The following is an 18009-nucleotide window of genomic DNA, read 5'->3' as shown; positions in this document are numbered from 1 at the left end:
AATAAGTCTTCTTGCAAGCCCGTCGCGCCCAAAAGATCGCTTGCTTCAACTGATTGACCCAAGAAACCACTCGAAAAATTGTGAACAATTGTAAAATATACACATTTTTAGGCTTACACAAGTTGATCAATTACGCCCCAATTTGGGCCGTTTAATGTCGAAAACAGACGCCACACCTCCTGACGAACCTCGACATAGCTCTCATCAATGTCCTATCTCGACCGAGTGATTCTCGGAGTCCTTTAAAAACAGATCGTTAAAAAAATCGGACGTTGGAAATCGACAATCAACTGAGCTTCTCCCTGTCGAACCTCGACAGACAGACATCCTCTTACCGTCCGTTTTCGACATTATCGGCTTTTTTAGCATCACGTTAGCGTTTTTTCGGAACTTTTAGTGGGTTGCGATGATCTGCCATATCAGCCTATTCTAAAAACGTCACGCAGAGGGTGACCCTGCAGTTGTCCCGAAGCCAACGCTGAAAACTGGTTGAGAGAAACCAGTTATTCCGCTGGATGGGGTAAGAGGCAAAGAGGTATGGCTGGTGGGGGGGGGACGGGTATATATACCCGTCCCCCCCCACCAGCCAAGAACCGAGACCTATGCCCCAGCCAGCATTGGTTATCACCGGACGAATCTGCGGAACACCACCGGCGGAATTCTCAAACACGATAAAGGAAAGAATTTATGAACACGCATCATTCATTCGCCAACAGCGAGCTGAAACAGGCCATTCATAACCCGGGCGACTACTCGGCTAAATTTTTCAACCTTCAGCAGGGAGACATCTCCGCACTAATGCGCGGGAATCCCCCCAAGCGGCAGTTCTTGGTCGACAAACTGATCCCTCAGGGTGTTGCCGGCCTTTTCAATGGTCCGGGCGCCATTGGAAAAACGACACTAGCAATGCAACTCGGCGCCAGCGTGGCCACTGGTGCAGACTTTTTGGGACTCGGGGTTCAGCAGGGCTCCGTTCTGATGTATCTAAGCGAGGATGACGATTGCGAGGTCAGTAATCGCCTTCATCGGATCAAAGAGACAATCCCCGATGATCTGCAAGCGAAAATGGAGGAGAACCTGAAAATTCTCTCGCGACCTGCGACTGACCTTCCATTCTTCGATTACGGGAAATCATCAAGGAGCGCCACCACAACGGTTCACTTTGGTAATTTTTTCAAAGCAGCCCAGAACCTCGATAACCTCAAATTAATCGTCATTGACAGCTATACCCGGGTCAACCGGCTAGACGAGATTCAGCACAGTCATGCCAGTTTTACTGCGGCCTGGATAGAGGTTCTTGCACAAGAGACAGGTGCAACTGTTCTCATGATTCACCACCCGCCTAAATCCAATAGCAGCACGGCGAGAGGTTCCAGTGCACTGCTGAATGCAACTCGCTTCTCAGCAACGCTATCTCCTGGCAAGAAAGGTACGAGAGCGGAATCCAAGGAAGCACTGTGCTTCAAAATCGAAAAATTCAACTATGGCAAGACCCGGCATGTAAGCCTGGAACGTCTAGATAACGGTTTGCTAGCACCTGCTTCACGCAATCCAGAAGAATCAGAGGGAGAACTGTTCCGACGGTTGAGCCAATCAATCCAGGAAGTCATCAAGTTCAATCAGGTGACCTCCACATCGAGTGGAATGACATACAGCCATCTACGTTCCAAGGCCAAGATCGGAGGGATTATCAATATTCAACAAGACCGTTTAAAAGAGCTGCTCAGCTGGGCAGTTCACGAAAAGCTACTGACGCTTGAAAACGATCACTATTTCGTTCCAAAGCCAACAACGCGAACAATGCAAACTAAAGATTATTTAACAATTTAAACGGTCCGTTAACACTCAGCAAACCCAGCGCATGTATTTTCTCGTGTAATTGGATTATTCAATCAATTAGAGAGAGGTACATGCACTCAAATCAATGATACTTTTGTATCACCATTTAACACTAAAGGTAATTATATGAAAAATTCCGAGACAAATTATATTGACCACGGTGATTGGGCCGAAGGCATCAGCAAAATGACTGGTGAAACGATTTACGTAACCAAGCCAGGCTATTACTTCACACTGCTCTATGACGTTACTAAACCCGAAGGTAAAGAGTTTTCAGGCCTGAAGTTGGTCTCAGATGTCGACTTGACGACAGGACAACTTGACGATGAGTACCTTAAACATTTCAACGCATTCATTGGGCCAGCACTCCCGGAACTGGTCATTTGGAAATTTAAATCTGCTATGGACTCACTCATTGCCTCTTACAGGAAGAATTTCGACCAGTGGAGCACATCTAAGTCTGAAGAAGCATATATTAATCTTGAAGAATCACACGAGAGTTTGAACGACATTTTTCAAGGGTTGGTATCGCTCAAACTTCAACGATTTCCTTGTGATCGAAACATAGGAGAAAAAGTGAATTCCTATTATGAAAGCAGTGATAAAAAGAAGATGTTTTTGAACTTAATGATCACTTCTTCTGCTTTAGATAGTGAACTTAAAAATCTGGCCATTGAGGAAACCTTTACCAACAACGTAATGTTTCATCCCGGTGATATTTATGATTACTTTTTAAAATACCGTGACTTTCTGGCTGTAAATCATTCGATATTGCCTTTAGTAGAGGAATTAGCATGAAAGTAACCGAAAACGAACTTAGGGCCTGCCTAAATGATATTGAAATAGAAACTACTATTAATTATTTCAATGCGAAAGAGTTCAGTCGTGATGAACCAGCTCCGGTGGAATTTGTTCACATCGAAGGTACGGTGATTAATGAGGGAATTGTACCGGGCATCGGAATGACTGTCCGCTGTTCGCAAAAATTCGATTGTGTACAGCCCGCCCATCGTGATTACGTGGAAGCCTCTGATTTTACGATGGCACCAAAGCTGAAATGGGCAATCTTCCAAAAGGACCGTATTTGTGACAACGAGGGCACCCCCTTAACCGAAGCAGAGTTGATCGACATCCTTCGCTCAAACTCAGACATTACAGCTGTAAACCCAATGCTGGCGGTAGACGACTAGTTTAAGGCGGACCACCGCGGCATTTAGAAACGACACAATACGTGATGTCTTGGTAGTTTCGAAGATTTAGGTATGCTAAGAAAAAGCAAGGCCAGCTAGCGGTGCCCAAAAACACTAGCAGCACGCCACGAGTGACCTCCGCTCGGGGGCGTGCAACATTCCTTCAGTACCCTGAGTATCGATCCCAAAGGAGCCTGTAAATCAATCTGTGTAACTGCCTACTCCATTACAGGTGACCGTACAGGCGATGACCGAACTCGATGACAAATTGATTCAGTGCCGCATTCCCATGAACCTGTACTGGCGGTTTTTTCCGTCCAGTTTACCAGTTGCCGGGACTGAGAAACCGTGAATCCAAAGAGCCCGCTAGGCCGCCGTCAATGATAGCGCTACGCTGCTTGTTCGGAATGGACTGGGCTTTGCTCTAGTTGTGACTGATAAATCCACAAAAAAGCATTTTCTCCGATGTCTATTCACCAGACTGATATTCTACGAAAAGATCATCGAAGAACGCCTTCCCGGCTTCGGCAAGCACCAGATTCCCTTTTACATTGAAGTAGGCGATGTCTCGATCCACAAGAGCCACCTTTACCGCCTCTGGGAGCGGTTGATCCATCTTGCATGCCTTGAGAATCTGGTTAAAGATCGGGTTGTTACCGATGCTTTCGAGGATTTCCCGAGAGATGCCGGCATCAGGTAGCGTCAGGGCTTCGAACATGAAGCCCTTCTCAAGCACGCCGCGACCTAGTACCAGTAGTACCCCCTGAACCTGGCGGATGGCGCCAGTGCTTTCATGATCCCTGGTGTCATCATCGTTTTGTGCCTCAGAAAGAGAGCGGACGTAGAAGAAACCCGGGCGCTGTACCAATTCCATTCCCATGTTGGCGTATGCCTCGACGTAGTATCGGTCCCGCTCCTTGAAGAGCTCGCCGAACAGGGGATTGGGCGCTACCTGTCCATTCACATACTGGGTCTGGTTAATGACCTGGCCCGCAGTCAGTTTGCGAAAAGCTTCCTGACTCAAGCGACGATTGACAACCGGCTGTCCAGGGGTTGTTTCTTGGGTAAAGGGGGTGTCGCTCATGCGGTGATCTCCTTGGTGGGGGCTTCCCGAGGAATGAGGGGGTGGTATGACAGTGCCAACTCGCCGTGGGCAATTTCGAGATGCTCGAAGCGGGCATGGAACTTGAAGTCCGGCAGAGCCATTACCCAGTCCAGGGCTTCCAGAAGGTCGCTGAGGGTGTAGCCCTCAAGGTTACTGCCTAAGTAATCGTGAAGAGAGGCGTGAAGGTCTTGGCAATCATCGTGGATCGTCCACGTTTCGAGTAGCGCCTCGATCTCGTGTTGGCGTAACTGTTCTTGCAGCTCGGCCTCTGAGCGCCTCGCTCGCGCCGGGTCTACCGTAACAGAGCCGGCTTTATCGAGCTGGCTGCGTAGCTCCTCGATGCGTCGATCCGTGAATTCCTCGATATCTGCCCGGTGGTCGATGTCATGCCAGTCCAGGCGGGCAAAGCGCATCCGCTTGATTCCCACAAAGGTACCTGGTGACTGGATGGCGGCGTGACGAACCGGAATGTAGAGATTGCGGAAGCTATCGTCGTGACGTTCCTCTGTGGCAAGCCGGATCGTATTGAAGGCTCGCTCGATGGCGTCGTACTGCTGACGCTGCTGCCGGTCCTGACGGACATAGCGTTCAAGTGAAAGGCGCAGAGAGTCGATGTCCTTAACATAGCTCTGGATGGCGTTGGCTGAGAGCTGCATCTCCTCATTGAGCGCTGGTTGGTCGCTTTCTCCCGCCAGCTTGGCAATGCGGCGTATGGCAGTGATCGCTGGGACGCCTTTCTTGAAACGTGTCTTGGGGTCGAGGAATTCGAGTGCTGGCAGAATATATCGCTGGTAGATGCGGTTGATGTTCTCTAAGGCCTTGCGGGTTTCCGCCGCACCTTCGAGGCTGCCCACGTCCTGTTGCTCCACCTGATCCGCTAGGTGATCCCCTTGAGCTTCGAGTGCCGCGATGCTTTCCTGCATCTTGCCAAGAGTGTCCTGTATCCGACGCCTGAGCAGGCGCAGTTCATCTGTGAAGTCGTCGTTCTTCAGGTCGATAGGCCTCTCCTGGAAGGCCGCAAGGCTCTGGTTGAGGCCGTCACGTAGATCCTCAAGCTCCGCCTGGCTCAACCCTCGCATACGCCCGATATCAAAGTGGCGCAGCATGTCGACGACGAAGGGGGCCAGCACCAGTGTGCCGCGAGCAGGATCTTTCCTGATGATCAGCCGCTCACGCAACAGGTTCTCTTCCGAGAGGGTGTAGCGGATGCGTTCACATTCGCGGTCATTACCCTGGGTTGCTTCCGTCTCGATAGCTTGGCGCACAATGAAGCGGTAGAGCCTGGAGGGGATCTCCACATCCCCGTCGTGATCTTCGATGTAGGCCACCAGCTGGGTAAAGAGGTGTCGGTGTTCGATGATCTGCTTCAGCACGAACGGCGACTTGATGTTCACTGGTTAGCCTCCTCTTCCGAAAGGGACGCTCCTTCAATCTGGGTGTCTGCCGCCCGTCTGGTGAGAGTCCCCTTGCGGGCGAGTGACTCGCAGAGGCCGTGGTGAACGACAGTGCGATTCTCTGCATAGGCCTGGGTGGCGTGGAATAGGCCGAGGTGGACGTAGTTGCCAAGCACCTGTGTAATTTTCGAGTCTCGATTGGGATTGGCCACAAACAGGCAGTAGCCGTGCTGCTCGGCTATCTGGCGAGCGGTGCGCATGTTTTGGGTGGCCAAGGAGCCGAACTCGTCCATGACCAGTGGCATGGTCACCTGGGCGTCACCGTCTACCAGGCGCGACATCAATACCGAGAGCAGGTTTGTGGTAATCATCATGGTCGTGCCGTTTGACTGGGCATTCGTCGTCCAGCCTTCCTCGCCGCGTTTGCGGTACTTGTAATGCACACCGGCCAAGATCTTGTCGAGGCTGAGCAGGATCCCTGTTCGCCGGGCGTCCGCGTTAAAGAAGTCGGCCTGGAAGGCCTTCAGCTGCTCATAGACCTTGTTGTCCTGCAGTTCGTCGCTTAGGAGGTCGGCCTTCTCAAGGTCGGCCAGGAGCTGTTCGAAACGTGGGTGTAGCTTGTAGTCCACCCGCACCTCCTCCAGATCAGAGATCGAGAACTGTCCCATTTCAGCGTTGATCCCGCTGATGAAGGCAGCCACCATTTGTTTGGCGCTTCGCAGGATGTCGACCTGGGAGTGCGTGGTCTTATTGTGACGATCGACCTGATGGCGGTAGTTTGCCTCCTGGGTGTCGAGGTTGTCGAACACCGCCTTGAGCTGCTCGTGGAAGTCGGCCACCTGATCACCGGTGAAAGAGCTGAGGTGGGCCAGGCTGTCGGTGTTGGACAGGATGTCCATGGTGAGCAGTTTACGAAGCTGTTCATGGACCTTATTGCGCTGAGCACTCAGGTCATCAACGCTTTCCTCAAGGGCCACTATATTGGCCTCGCTGACCTCGCAAGGCGTAGGTTTGATCACCTTGTGGCGACCTTCGAGAACGTTGTTGGCATCTTTGCCGATGCGGTCGAGGCGCTGCCGGATCAAGCGTACCTGCTGGGCTTGACCCTTAATATTTTTATGCTCCTGCCCCGCTTCCTGGCGGTTTTCATCGGCTTCCTTCCACTGGACTTCAGCTATGCCGTACTGGTGTTTTTGCTCTTTCAGTTTTTCTTCTTTTTCGTGCAGTTCGCCTTCCAGGCTCCCTAGTGTCTGGAGGTTGGCGTCGAGGGCGTTGAGCGAGTTCTTGTCCTTCTTAGCCTTGCTGATTTCCTGTTCTGCTCGCTGGCGGCGACGAGCGATTTCCTCCGGGCCCATGGTTGCCTCTTCCAAGAGCTTATCGCGATACTTTTTGTCTTGGGCAATTATCGCTTTCAGTTCGTTCAGCTGGCCCTGCATGTGCTGGCGGGACTTCTCGGCGTCATACTCTTGGTATGCAATATCACTCAGAGCGATACGCTCGTGATGGTGGCCTAACACCAAGGATCCATCTTCGGACAGGAACTGTTGGCTGAAATGGGCGAATGCTTGTTTCTGCTCGTGTGTGAGCACCCCGTGGGTGGTGCCCAGTGAGCGGTTCAGTGAGTTCAGGATACTGGCATCACTTACAGTGAGGTCGTCCAACAGGGTCGGAGTGCGACTGGTGAGCTTTTCATCCAGCCGTTTGGCTTGGCGTTCATTGCCGGCCAGTCGATTACAAATGTCGGCGTGTTGCTGTTGGGCGACCGCCTTGTTGTTGTAGCCCTCAATGTATTGCTCCTGCTCGACGATGTGCTCATCAAGGCTCTCTATAATCTCCTGGCCAGACATGCCGGGGAACTCATTTAGGGTTGCATGCGCAGCATTAATTTCCTTGCGTAGGCGATCTACCTGCTTGCCAGTAGCCTTCACTTCCGCAGCGGTAGTTTTGACCGAATTATCGGTTTCTCTTGCGATGTCACGAAGGGCTTCTGCACGGCTGTCGGCCTTAGTGAGGGCTCCGGAGGCTGCCTCCATCGCCTCCTGCAGGCGTCCTTCTTCGACTTCCACGCTTTCATTTAGATCCGCATAGGCTTTGGCCGCCTGGCCGCGCAGTTGCGTCTCATCCTTGAACCTCTCGTTAAACTTCTCCCATCTATCGGAGGCGTTGCGGATGCGAGTGATGCGGTCGCCTTCCTCACGAAGCTGGTATGCCTCTTCTACGATCGCATTGAGGTCTAGCTGCAACTCTTCTTCTTTACGGCTCTTTTGGCCCTCGATGATGGTAGCCAGGGTGTCTGGTAGAGTGCGCTCGTCCGATGCAGAGATATCGAATGCGAGGTGCACGAGCTTGCGCCATGCATCCATCTCAGGCTTGCCGGCGCCATTGCGCAGGGGGAGCAGGCTATAACGTCCGGCCTTCTTGTCATAGGGCTGGTTGGTGAACAGGCGCTCTAGAATGGTCTTCGGGTCACTCAGCGGCTCACCACCCATCTCATGCAGTAGCGCCTTCACCCCCTGCAGGGTCATGGTCTCGACCGGAGCGCCGATTCCGCCGTCCCCGCCAGCATCGACATCCCAGAATAGCGCTTCGAGCCTTTCATAAGGACAAGGCACCACCAGGCGGGCGTATTCCATTTTTTCGGTGGCAGCGCCACGATGCAGGACAATACAGAAGTCGCCGTGGGGATTCTCGGCTTCAAGTATGATGAAGGTGCGGTCTTCCGGGAAGTAGTAGCGAAAGCTCGCCATCCCGTCATAAAGATTGCCGTTGGTACCCCGAAAGTTGAACTTGCTGCCGCAGTTTCGGAAGTTAACCTCCGGCAGGAGGAACAACTTCAGGGCGTTGAGCATGGAGGTCTTGCCCAGGTTGTTCTCGCCGAAAAGCGCGGTGTGCTGATCGATGCGGATCTGGGTGTATGCATAAGCCGCACTGTTGACGAAGACCAGCTGCTTGAAGCGGAAAGTATCAAAGGTATCAAAGCCCAGATTCATCGGGTGCTCTCCGTAGTTGAAAGGGGTAGAAGGTAGGTTTCCTGTTCGAGGTGTTTACCCGTAGTGTGGATCAGGCCAGCTACATGAGCGCAGGGCGGTGAACGGCGTATGTGAATGGCTAACTGTTGGCGTTGCTTCATATTGAGTTCTCGCGTGGACGCAGTCAGGCGCTCCCGAAGATCCGCTGGTGCCAGAAAGTAGAGGGGCGGGAGGTCTCCCCGCTGGTGAAGCGTGTCACACATGCGGATTCCACCAGGGTCGGGATCGAACAGGCAGCCGATCTCCTGGTACTGCTGGAAAAAAGGGGTAAGCAGAATGTTCGTGATGCTGTTACCACTGCCGTAGACGATATCGGCGTCCTGCCAGGCCGAACTTAGCCCACAGGCAGGGAGAAGTGACAGCGTGCCGTCAAGGCTCAGGAAGTTCTCAAGATTCTCCACGATGACCAGCCGGGCGGCAGGGTTGCTCCCCCATGGCGCGCTGATCTCGCCTTGATCGTTCACCATGACAACCTGAGGGTGTGGCTGGCGGGCGCTACGGACATTAACCATGGCGCCGCTAACGCGAGCGCCGTGGCTATTACCCATGCTGGACTGGTCAATCCGGGGAACCTCGTGGCGTTCCTCTGCGATACGTTGCCACTGTGCCAGGGTGTCTTGATCCACCCCCGAGTATGTCACCAGGTCGCGCCGGATATGCGATCGAGTGGCGCAGACAAGTAACTGATCGATGGACAGGCCGAACTGGTGTGCGGCCTGATATAGTTTAGGCTCAGACAGGGGTTCTTCTCGCGATAGTTTATCGAGGTAGCCCAACAGCTGGCTCCGCGAAATGCGTCGTGCCACGATTTTTACTCCTGCGAAGTTTGATGATGTGCCAGACCTTAATTCATGGGGGTATTCTAATTTGGTACCTTAGCCATCATGAGAGTTACCGACTTTATTATGTTGTTACCGATTTTATTAACGCTTCACATCATCATGTCCTCGAAACACGCCAATTAATTAATCGTCTCGACAAAGCCCTTCAGATTAATTTCCAGCTCTCTTGCTAGTCGGAAAAAGTATTGCGTGAGCGGCTGCCTGATTTTTAATGAGACGGGTTTTTTCAGAGTCTTGGTCGAAGTCGGGCATGGCCATTCCTTAGGTGGAGAGGAGGACACTTGCTACTCATTCTGATGTTAACCCCTCAAGCCGACATGTGCTGTCGCTTCAAGTGACTCACCCATGAGAGTCGTAAATCGCGAATACATCTCGACCCGCGTCGCGACTGAGGTAGAAACCATCGCTACGCCGGTTGATTTCTGGGGACTATTTGATTCAAAGGTGCCAGATTGATAACCAGAGCACTCCGAATCTTCTCCCAGTCATCCTCAGAAAACTCCCTCCGAACCAGGTTACCCAAAAGCTCCTCCTGCCTGGGCTGACCAAACGCCAGGCGATACAAGGAGAGAATCTTGAGAGCCTCATCCAACCGTGCTTCTTCACGGCTCATGGGCATCATTGGAACAAGCCGTTCAATTTGCGCGGTGCCTGAGGGAATATGCCAGTAAGGCGTCAAATCACTGGTGCGATTTTCAGAGTGACGGTCAATTTCTGAAAACAAGGTTTCCCAGTAGTCTCCGCCATCAACCGGTTGATCAAGGTCTAATCCGAGCGAATTCGCATGCTCAGTCGCCCGGCGGCGAACCACTAACGATTTGTAGCGATTCACCCGCCCTTCCCTTTGCTCAATATCGATTGGATTGGATGGCAGATTCCAATGAACCACTCGGTTGCAATACCAGTGAAAATCCAGACCTTCCTGGCCAATGGATGTGGAGTTCAGCATGAATGGTTTGAACGGAGAATTAAAACTGTCCCGGATATGTTCAACACGCACCTGCTGCTTGTCATCAGTCGCGCTCTGTATGCCCAGTGGCACCGCAAAATGACAACGCAGCGAGGCATTCAGCGGGGTTAAATGCCGGTGGCCATCCATCTGGCCCAGGTATTGAAAGGTCACGGATGACGTTTGAAAGCCCATCACCCCCGCAAACCTGTCTGATACCTCTCCAGCGGAAAGACCGCTGCCCTTCAATAGATGCCCATATTCATCGATCATGGCCTGGAAGCCGCCATGAGCGCAGTAGTTCAATATTTTGCGAGATTTCCAGACACTGCTGAGCTGGGAGGCGTTCTTTAGCCGGGTTCCTGATTGCTTTTCGATGACCGAAATCGACTCTGGCTTATTGAATAGGGTCAGCACCCCAAAAGCGACTCCAACCGCTGCTTTTAATTCGGCCGACGACCCAACATCGTAAAGCCCTGAGATCATGCGCAGCGCGCATACCCCAGGTCCTGACACGGAAAGCAGGGCCAGATAATCAGCCAGGTCGTTTGGCATTTTGCCCAGCGTTTTTTGCCCGTCCAGGAGCTGTTCCAGGCTGTCCGCAATCTCATCCAGATGTTTCCGCCGTCCTACATCCTTTGAACTTGCTAGCTCGGTCCGGAGCCAATCCAGCCAATCTTCAAGCTCATCGCTGTAGCCAGTGGCATGGTCCAGCAACATACCGGCAAACGCATACCAATTGTGATCATCAGGCCCATCAGACTCATATTGATGAAGACTTCTCAGCCTATCTCCAAATTGCATACTCCGCTGGGTCAAGAGCTCTTCCAGTGTCGTATCACCCCGGACTAACGTCTCTGACGCCAGCACTCGTGACGGATAAATCAGTGACCACCCTGTCAACGCATTCTTACCCTCCAGGCGAATAAGCGGAACACTCCGTTTCTTATCCTCAACAAAATATCTGGAGCGACCGCCCTTTCTTTTCTGAAGACGTCTCTCGATTTCGTAGGACAACAATCCACTCAAGGCCCTTGGAACCATTGCCCAGGCCGAGAACAGTAAGGTTTTGGTGAAGTTCAGGTTGTCTGCAAACGGGCCATGCAAGGGGTAATGCGGTGCGCTGGGAGGAACCCACAGCAATTCTTCAACCCTGTCACTCATAATCCGCTCTACTAGACCACGCACTTTCGCATTGGGAGCGTCTTCCAAAAGATTCAACCGAAAGTTAGCAACACGCTCCCGAGGCAGCCAGCCCAGAGTTGACTTCCCCAGAGCAGAACGAACTTTGGCGTTCTTCAGATTCCGCTCCAGCCTGTCTCGGAATGAATAGCCGCCGAGAAAAGACAACGCCCAGGGAGCTGATTTATAGAACTCCATTAGTTGATGACCGTGTCTTGCCTGAGACACCTGGTCGACGGTATCCGCCAGCCCGGTCATTGCTGCGAATGAATTGATATCGCTTTGGCTGAAGTATTTCGCGCAATCTAGGCGCTCCGATCTAAATACCGAGTCAACGTTTTCACCGATCTGCCCACGCTCGGTGCGGGCAATAAAATCTGCAAGGGCCCGCTCCACTCTCAGCTTTTCAGCACTCGAAAGATCCTCAACTGAAAATGAGTCATCTCGAAGTCGCAGAATGGTCGCCAAAAGCTCTCTTCGGGCAGCCTCATATTCGGAAAGGCGTTTCTGATCGGAATTCATAAGGAATGTCAGGAGGTGGCGTAGTTCTTCCTGGTGGGAGGCTTCAACTTCATCATCTTCTATGCGGCTGAGCGCCTTAAAAGGCGTGGCTGATAACAGCAGAATTTTCCCAGGATTATCACGCTTAAACACCTCCTGTGCGATCAGTGCGTTTTCAGAATCCGCCGACATGTCCAAAAGGGAATTAAAACGCTGAAACTCATCCAGGATGAATAGATCTGCGCGAATGTGTCGGGCACAGGTTTTAGCCAGTTTGGTCCGCAATTCCGAGCGTAATCGGTAAAAAGAAGCGGAGCTTACATCTGATGCGCCACCCCCCAAGACACCCAAAACCTCATTCCAGGTTTTCTCGGAGTCGTCCGGCAAGCAGTCAGATAACCGACGACCGATTGCCTCCAGCGCATCAATGCAAGAGCCGCCAGAAACCTCAAGCCAATCCGCAAGGTCCTCTGAAAGCGACACCTCAGATTCAAGATCACTTAGAAACTCATCTACAAGGTTTTCATTCAGCTCATACCACCCCTGAAACCATCGCTCTCGGGTATTCCAGGTTCTCTGTTTGACTTCACTGCGCATCAACCGGTCCAGTACCGATCGCCGCGGCTTCAGTGCGTTGTGGCTCATCAAGCACTGAAAGAGGATATGCCGTTCCCACACGTTGCCATCGCTATTTGTAAGCGAGAACGACGTGGAGGGCGTCAGTGAACAGACTTCAAGCAACTGCCCATTGGCACCGTGCCTTTCTCTGGCTGCCAACTCCACCAACCGACCGAACGAGGGCTCTCTGACATATTTCTTGGCAAGATCGCCACTGAACACCGCCAGCTTTTTACGATTCTCGTTTGCCAGGGCCAGGTTGGAACAGATGTAGGTCACGCGAAAAGGTTGCCGAGGGCACTCAATGCCAGCTTCCAGGCTTTGATTGATCTTCCGGAGAAGCATTTTTGCGATTACCCCCTTCGCAACAATGGTTTTCCCCAAACCAACTTCGTCAGCCACAAGAACTCGCTCGCTATGTCCCTCTGAAAAGAAGTTTTCAATCACTCGCTCCACAGAGGCTTGTTGAAAATCCTTCAGGCCGGCCAGTGTTTTTTCGATCTGCTCGAAAACCTCATGCATAAACCAACATCCGTCTTAGCGCTTTTTGGGGGCAAAATGCCGCCACAATTGAGCAAACCGTTCCGGAACAGGAACAGAAGTCCCTTCAAGCCGGTCGATCATCTTTTGAATTCTATCCAGGGCCTCAGCGTCCCGGGCAGCGGCAAGCATCAACTGCTCGAAAATCGGGGAGTCACCAAACAAGGTGGCCAACGCACCCGCCTGACTATTGGCGCTATCGAAGCCGAGCCACTCATTTTTGTCCGGATGTCGTTGCAGCAACAGACGGATGTAATTCAGAAACTTGTCTTCAGTATCCACCAGCTGTTCGATAATACGCCGCTCGCGGTCCGTACCCGCCGGTAAGTTCAAGTCAGTCTGAATAACCAGATGCTCTGTCTCGGAGCTTGCCTGTGAGGTGATCCTCACGGTCAGGAACGCGCTGAGCTGGTTTATATTCAAGTTGTTCCAGCAGATGACATTGGCGAGAACTCGACAGGCCCCCCTCACTGGCAGGAGACCAACCTCCACCGATAGTCCCTTTGGCAGCTTCGGCACTTCATCTATCGACAGCTCTAACTCAAAAAGCGTCGGATCGCTCACAGCTTCTCTGGCAGACAATGTCCAATTCGCCTTGATCAAATCAAACGAGAGAACGCGAAACAGATCTCTCTCACTTTCGCCTTCACTCTCTGCTCGCTCTTCAAAATGATGCTCAACAAACAGCCCGTTTCGGGGGTTATCTTCATCGATCCACTGCTCTAGCAATGCAGCCGGCCCAATCAAAGGACTTTTCCCTGTCAGCCGGACCATCAATTCGGTATTGCGTGGATCAGCGCCTGCGCTGCCCATGGCTGCAGTTGTCGCATTGGCAGACCCCAGGTGCCAGTGGCAGGTTTGCCCTCGCTCTATAACAATCAGTTTTGCATGAAGGTTCTGTCTGCCAGTGCCCATCTCAAGGCGTTCCTCTCCATCAACGACATCACTGTTAATGGAAAAACACGACCACCCCTGAAGCTTCGCTGGCCCTATCTCATCAAGCTCTTCACCCCGGCTGAGCAACCAGCGACTGCCTTCCGGGGCTTTTTGAGCCAACTCATCCAAAGCCCCGACGCCACCCACAGAATCCTTCAGAAACGGGGAAACGACTAACATTGAATCATTCGAGTTCGGCATATCCAGTGGCTGACCATACCCAGGCCCACCCGCAAGAATTCTGGGGCTTCCGAAATTTTTAGGTGGCTGCCAGTTAATCCGGCCAAGCTCCTTTTTGATTACCTTGCCGGGCTCAAAGGAAGGATCCTGCAGTAGCAGATCTCTCACAAGCTCATCCCACCCTTGGTGGGCGCTGTAAATTGATTCGCGTGACACCTCTCCATCCAGCGATAAAGCCAGGTCCCAACTTCGATCGAATGTCAGGTTGCGGGATAGCACGATGAGACGGTAGCGAACAGGGCGCTGGGGGGCGGTGTAGCGAAGCAGCCAGAACTTCGGATGGAAAGAGGAATAAGCTACGTTTCCTGGCATTACCGGCTGAAGCCAAGGCTCCAGCAAGGCAAATAAGCGATTATAGGAGCCAGGTAGCTTTATCTTTCCGGCTTGGTAAAACACCTTCAAACGGCCATTCAACTGGCCAACGGCTTCCAACAGAGCCAGGCGCTCACCCTGAATTTCTCCTTCCAGCGTATCGTGGAAACATAAAGCGACCGGCACGGATAGAAGTGCTCCCAGGTCAAGCGTGTAGGTTGCGGCGATGGCAGAATCGAGCTCGTACCCCTCCGGTGGCCTTAACTCCCAGCCATAATCCACTCGTTCAGTTTTTGGATTCAGCATTCAGCACCCTGCACCACATCCCTCAGAATGGTCCTGACTGTCGGCCAGCGGTAACTAAATGAATCCATCCCTTGCCAATTCGGCGCGTCACCCAGTTTCTTTAACAGAACTGAGCGGCGGCCTTTATTTTTCTGGGCTCGACTTTCAACCAATCGATCCAGACTGCTCACAGGGTGATTCTGAAAAATAGCCTCATGCCACTGGCGCAGAAACTCACGGGCATTCACATTTATTCGGGCTCCGCCCGAGGTTGCAGCCTGCAACCAATTATCCAAACTGGAGGCCGAGAAAAGATTTCGTTTCCTGGCTTGTTCAAGCCAATGGGAAAAGAGCGCCTCTCGCTCAGCCTCCAAAGCAATATTTTCAGACTTCCGCGCAATTAAAATATTGAACCGGATATGCGCTCCCCTTACCGCCTCACTGAACTCGTCCGCCTGCTCAAGGGTTTGCCGGCAAAGCTGAGAGACTTCGGCCCTACCTTTCACCCAGGCAACAATTTCAGGAAATGTCAGAGCAGCTGCATCATCTTCAACCAGTTCTTTGGCTAAACCGTGGATCAGAAACTGCGATACGACACTGTTTCGGATGGCGGGGGTGTGAGTCAGCTTATCAATGAGGAATTGGGCTTCGGACTTGGATAAATGGATCGAAAGATCATTCATCCAACCCGACTCAAAGGCATCCAGATGCACAGCTGAACGATGCGGCATCGCATCGGAATCATCTTCCTCATGCCCTGTGGCACGAGGAGCCGATTGAACTTGGCCCACTTCCCTGGAGAACTCTGTCAGGGATTTTTCAGTATTCACAATCCCGAACTGGCGAAGGCCATTCCAATAGACCGAAGATGGTTTTCGGGCCACTCCTTGTTCGCTCCCAACCATTTCCGAGCCGATGATGCCGCTCTCTGCCGGACCATGCTGCTTTACCAAAAGCCTGGCAAGTTCATTCTCCTGCGACTCCAGGTAATCCCTGAGTGAAGTCCGGCGCTGTATCCGCACATCCAGCGCAAAGTAATCGCGGATGATTCGGGGCACCGTGATGAAGTATTTGGCCCGGGTCTGGATAGTGGAGAATCCCGGAAACAAGAGATCGGCAAAAGCATCACGAATCTGGCCTATTCCCAACTCATCCAAAGTCCCCGGCTCCTGCAACATCGCCAGAACCTGTGACACTTTTTCCCTGTCAGTGGATGAGAAGTCCACCCAGCCAATACTGCTCATAGCAACTCCGTACATCCGAATACATCAGTAAGTCAGTGACAATGTGGGTTTTGAATAGTCCAACACATGACAGCGACAAATAGTGTCGCCAATCAGATAAAGCTTCGAGTGTTCTTGTGTAGTTCTCCAGATCAGCATTGCAGTAGCCATTTAAATACGCGCACTCCGGAATTTAAAGCTATTAACATCAATTAGTTAAAATTATAGAACATTTTCTCACCTTCCTATCTGAAAACCCGGAAAGTTGTCAGGCATACGGTCCGGCCAAAACCTATTTACTTGTTAGTGCGTCAAAATGGGTTAGGTCTAATTGCGAGCGTCGTAAACGTGGAAGTCCCCCACTGCTGCGCCAAGGTTGCAGCCAACCCAATTTAGACCAAGTACTCTCTCATAAGCGGCAAAAGTTATTTGGTAACCATTTAACTTTTTTAGTTGCACAAAGTCCCAATTGCCATTAAAGTTAAAGTGTAATTGGCTGCCAATGAACTTTTAGGTCTTTTCTGAGGACATGACATGGAAAATCCGAGCCGCGAAAAACTTCAAAAAATTGCGCAAAACTTCATCAACAATGAAGTGAGCGACGTCATTAACCTGTTTCTCGGACAGGATAGGGCAGAACTTGCGCTGGATCTTGAGAACCATAAATCCCGAGATCTTTCTGGTGGCACGAGGGAAAAGTTCGACATCGACATGCTGCTTACCCGCTGTCGCGAGTTTGCCGTTGAACGTCGCCAGGGCGCAGATGATCAGGCGGATCAGGACTCCCTGAGGGCACTGGTCCAGTTCAACGCCGGTGACGCAGTGATCGATTCGACATTCAAGGAACGTCAAGAAACCCTCGGGCAGCTCCTGGACCTCCACAAAGCGGTGATGAACTTCGAGTACGGCAAGGATGACGATACCCTCACACGAGAGGAAATTGCCCTTGTGAGTGGACTGGCGGTTGAAACCGTGCGCCTGGCTGGCTTTGCGGAAGGTGAGGACAAACTGCCGCAAGAGCGTCCAGGAGTAGCCCGTAAAGCCGATGCGCAGCGCTGGCTCCTTCACAAAGGCAAGTACCGTGAATTCAAATGGTTGTCTCCCTTCGTTTTGAAACCAGAAGCCCCCTCACCTTCTGCTCGGGAATTGGCTGAAACCATCCATCACCAATCTCTGAGACAGCTCGATAAAACCAAAGAGGTGTACTCGATCCTCTCACCAGAGCATCGGCCCGGCTTCGAGGCCTACCTGAAAACCAAGGTGTTTGATCCTGACAACCTCCAATGGGTAACCCCCGAGAACGCCGAAACCTTGGGCACGGCTTTGATGATCGACCCATGTTGGTTGTTTGAAAGCTTGGATGTCTGGGCATCAGAGGCCAGGCGCCACCAAATGCTTGACCGGCTCGCAGAGCAAATGGCTCGCAAATCGCCACCGAAAGCACCCTCTGGCGTAGTCGCAGATAAAGAGACCATCAGAGAGGTTCTGACAAACCACCCATTGATCGAAAAGCACCCCGCCCAGCGCAAGCCCAATGCAAAAATTGACGGCTACCAGGTCATGGGAGGGACTGCGTTCGCTCACCAGCATGAAGGGAAAACCCAATTTCTTTGGGTTCCGGATGAGATCACATTGCCGGAAAGCACGATCGTCAAACACTACCCGGCGGTAAGTTCTGATGAGCCGACCACTCGCCACAGTGGTCTTGCCAAGTTCCGCGAGCTTGGCCGGATTGGCATCAACAAGATCAAAGTCAGAGATAGTGACGCATTTAACGAGATCCTGAATCTACTGGTGGCTCAGTAACATCAGTGATTTAGCCCA

General features: G+C 52.0%; 11 protein-coding genes. 4 read left to right on the top strand and 7 right to left on the bottom strand.

Annotation, left to right across the window (positions count from 1 at the left end; translation table 11 throughout):
- Positions 1-687 precede the first annotated feature (687 nt).
- The 3 genes from ACN0RL_RS14255 (at position 688) to ACN0RL_RS14245 (ending at position 3029) form a co-directional block, all read left to right on the top strand.
- The gene (locus tag ACN0RL_RS14255; RefSeq protein WP_417517913.1) at positions 688-1830 is read left to right on the top strand and encodes an AAA family ATPase; all 1143 of its coding nucleotides are present in this window, start codon (positions 688-690) and stop codon (positions 1828-1830) included.
- Positions 1831-1965: 135 nt separating this feature from the next.
- Positions 1966-2637, top strand: a complete 672-nt coding sequence (locus tag ACN0RL_RS14250) for a hypothetical protein (RefSeq protein ID WP_417517911.1) — start codon at positions 1966-1968, stop codon at positions 2635-2637.
- The gene (locus ACN0RL_RS14245) at positions 2634-3029 is read left to right on the top strand and encodes a hypothetical protein (protein WP_417517909.1); all 396 of its coding nucleotides are present in this window, start codon (positions 2634-2636) and stop codon (positions 3027-3029) included. Before ACN0RL_RS14250 ends, ACN0RL_RS14245 begins: the two co-directional genes overlap by 4 nt.
- A gap of 469 nt (positions 3030-3498) precedes the next feature.
- On the opposite strand, the gene ACN0RL_RS14240 is transcribed toward ACN0RL_RS14245, so the two are convergent.
- The 7 genes from ACN0RL_RS14240 to ACN0RL_RS14210 all read right to left on the bottom strand — a co-directional run bounded on the left by ACN0RL_RS14240 (position 3499) and on the right by ACN0RL_RS14210 (position 16206).
- Complete coding sequence (locus tag ACN0RL_RS14240) at positions 3499-4113, bottom strand: condensin complex protein MksE (RefSeq protein ID WP_417517907.1); 615 nt, start codon at positions 4111-4113, stop codon at positions 3499-3501.
- The gene (locus tag ACN0RL_RS14235; protein ID WP_417517905.1) at positions 4110-5528 is read right to left on the bottom strand and encodes a hypothetical protein; all 1419 of its coding nucleotides are present in this window, start codon (positions 5526-5528) and stop codon (positions 4110-4112) included. The genes ACN0RL_RS14240 and ACN0RL_RS14235 overlap by 4 nt, the downstream gene beginning before the upstream one ends.
- On the bottom strand, positions 5525-8518 hold the full coding sequence (locus tag ACN0RL_RS14230) for a hypothetical protein (protein ID WP_417517903.1): 2994 nt from the start codon (positions 8516-8518) through the stop codon (positions 5525-5527). The genes ACN0RL_RS14235 and ACN0RL_RS14230 overlap by 4 nt, the downstream gene beginning before the upstream one ends.
- Positions 8515-9363 carry a hypothetical protein gene (locus tag ACN0RL_RS14225; protein WP_417517901.1) on the bottom strand — a complete coding sequence of 283 codons (849 nt, stop codon included), beginning with the start codon at positions 9361-9363 and terminating at the stop codon, positions 8515-8517. Before ACN0RL_RS14225 ends, ACN0RL_RS14230 begins: the two co-directional genes overlap by 4 nt.
- A gap of 442 nt (positions 9364-9805) precedes the next feature.
- Positions 9806-13171, bottom strand: a complete 3366-nt coding sequence (locus tag ACN0RL_RS14220; RefSeq protein ID WP_417517899.1) for a DEAD/DEAH box helicase — start codon at positions 13169-13171, stop codon at positions 9806-9808.
- Between the two features lie 15 nt (positions 13172-13186).
- Positions 13187-14983 (bottom strand): hypothetical protein, encoded by a 1797-nt coding sequence (locus ACN0RL_RS14215; protein WP_417517897.1) that lies wholly within the window; start codon positions 14981-14983, stop codon positions 13187-13189.
- Positions 14977-16206: a DUF6361 family protein gene (locus tag ACN0RL_RS14210; protein ID WP_417517895.1), complete on the bottom strand. Its 1230-nt coding sequence runs from the start codon at positions 16204-16206 to the stop codon at positions 14977-14979. Before ACN0RL_RS14210 ends, ACN0RL_RS14215 begins: the two co-directional genes overlap by 7 nt.
- Before the next feature lie 513 nt (positions 16207-16719).
- Between ACN0RL_RS14210 and ACN0RL_RS14205 the strand changes: the two genes are divergently transcribed.
- Positions 16720-17991, top strand: coding sequence for a hypothetical protein (locus ACN0RL_RS14205; RefSeq protein WP_417517893.1), 1272 nt, complete (start codon positions 16720-16722; stop codon positions 17989-17991).
- Positions 17992-18009: the final 18 nt, after the last annotated feature.

This window comes from Marinobacter sp. (genome assembly GCF_048259445.1).
Lineage (GTDB): Bacteria > Pseudomonadota > Gammaproteobacteria > Pseudomonadales > Oleiphilaceae > Marinobacter.
This window is presented reverse-complemented; position numbering and strand designations above follow the sequence as displayed.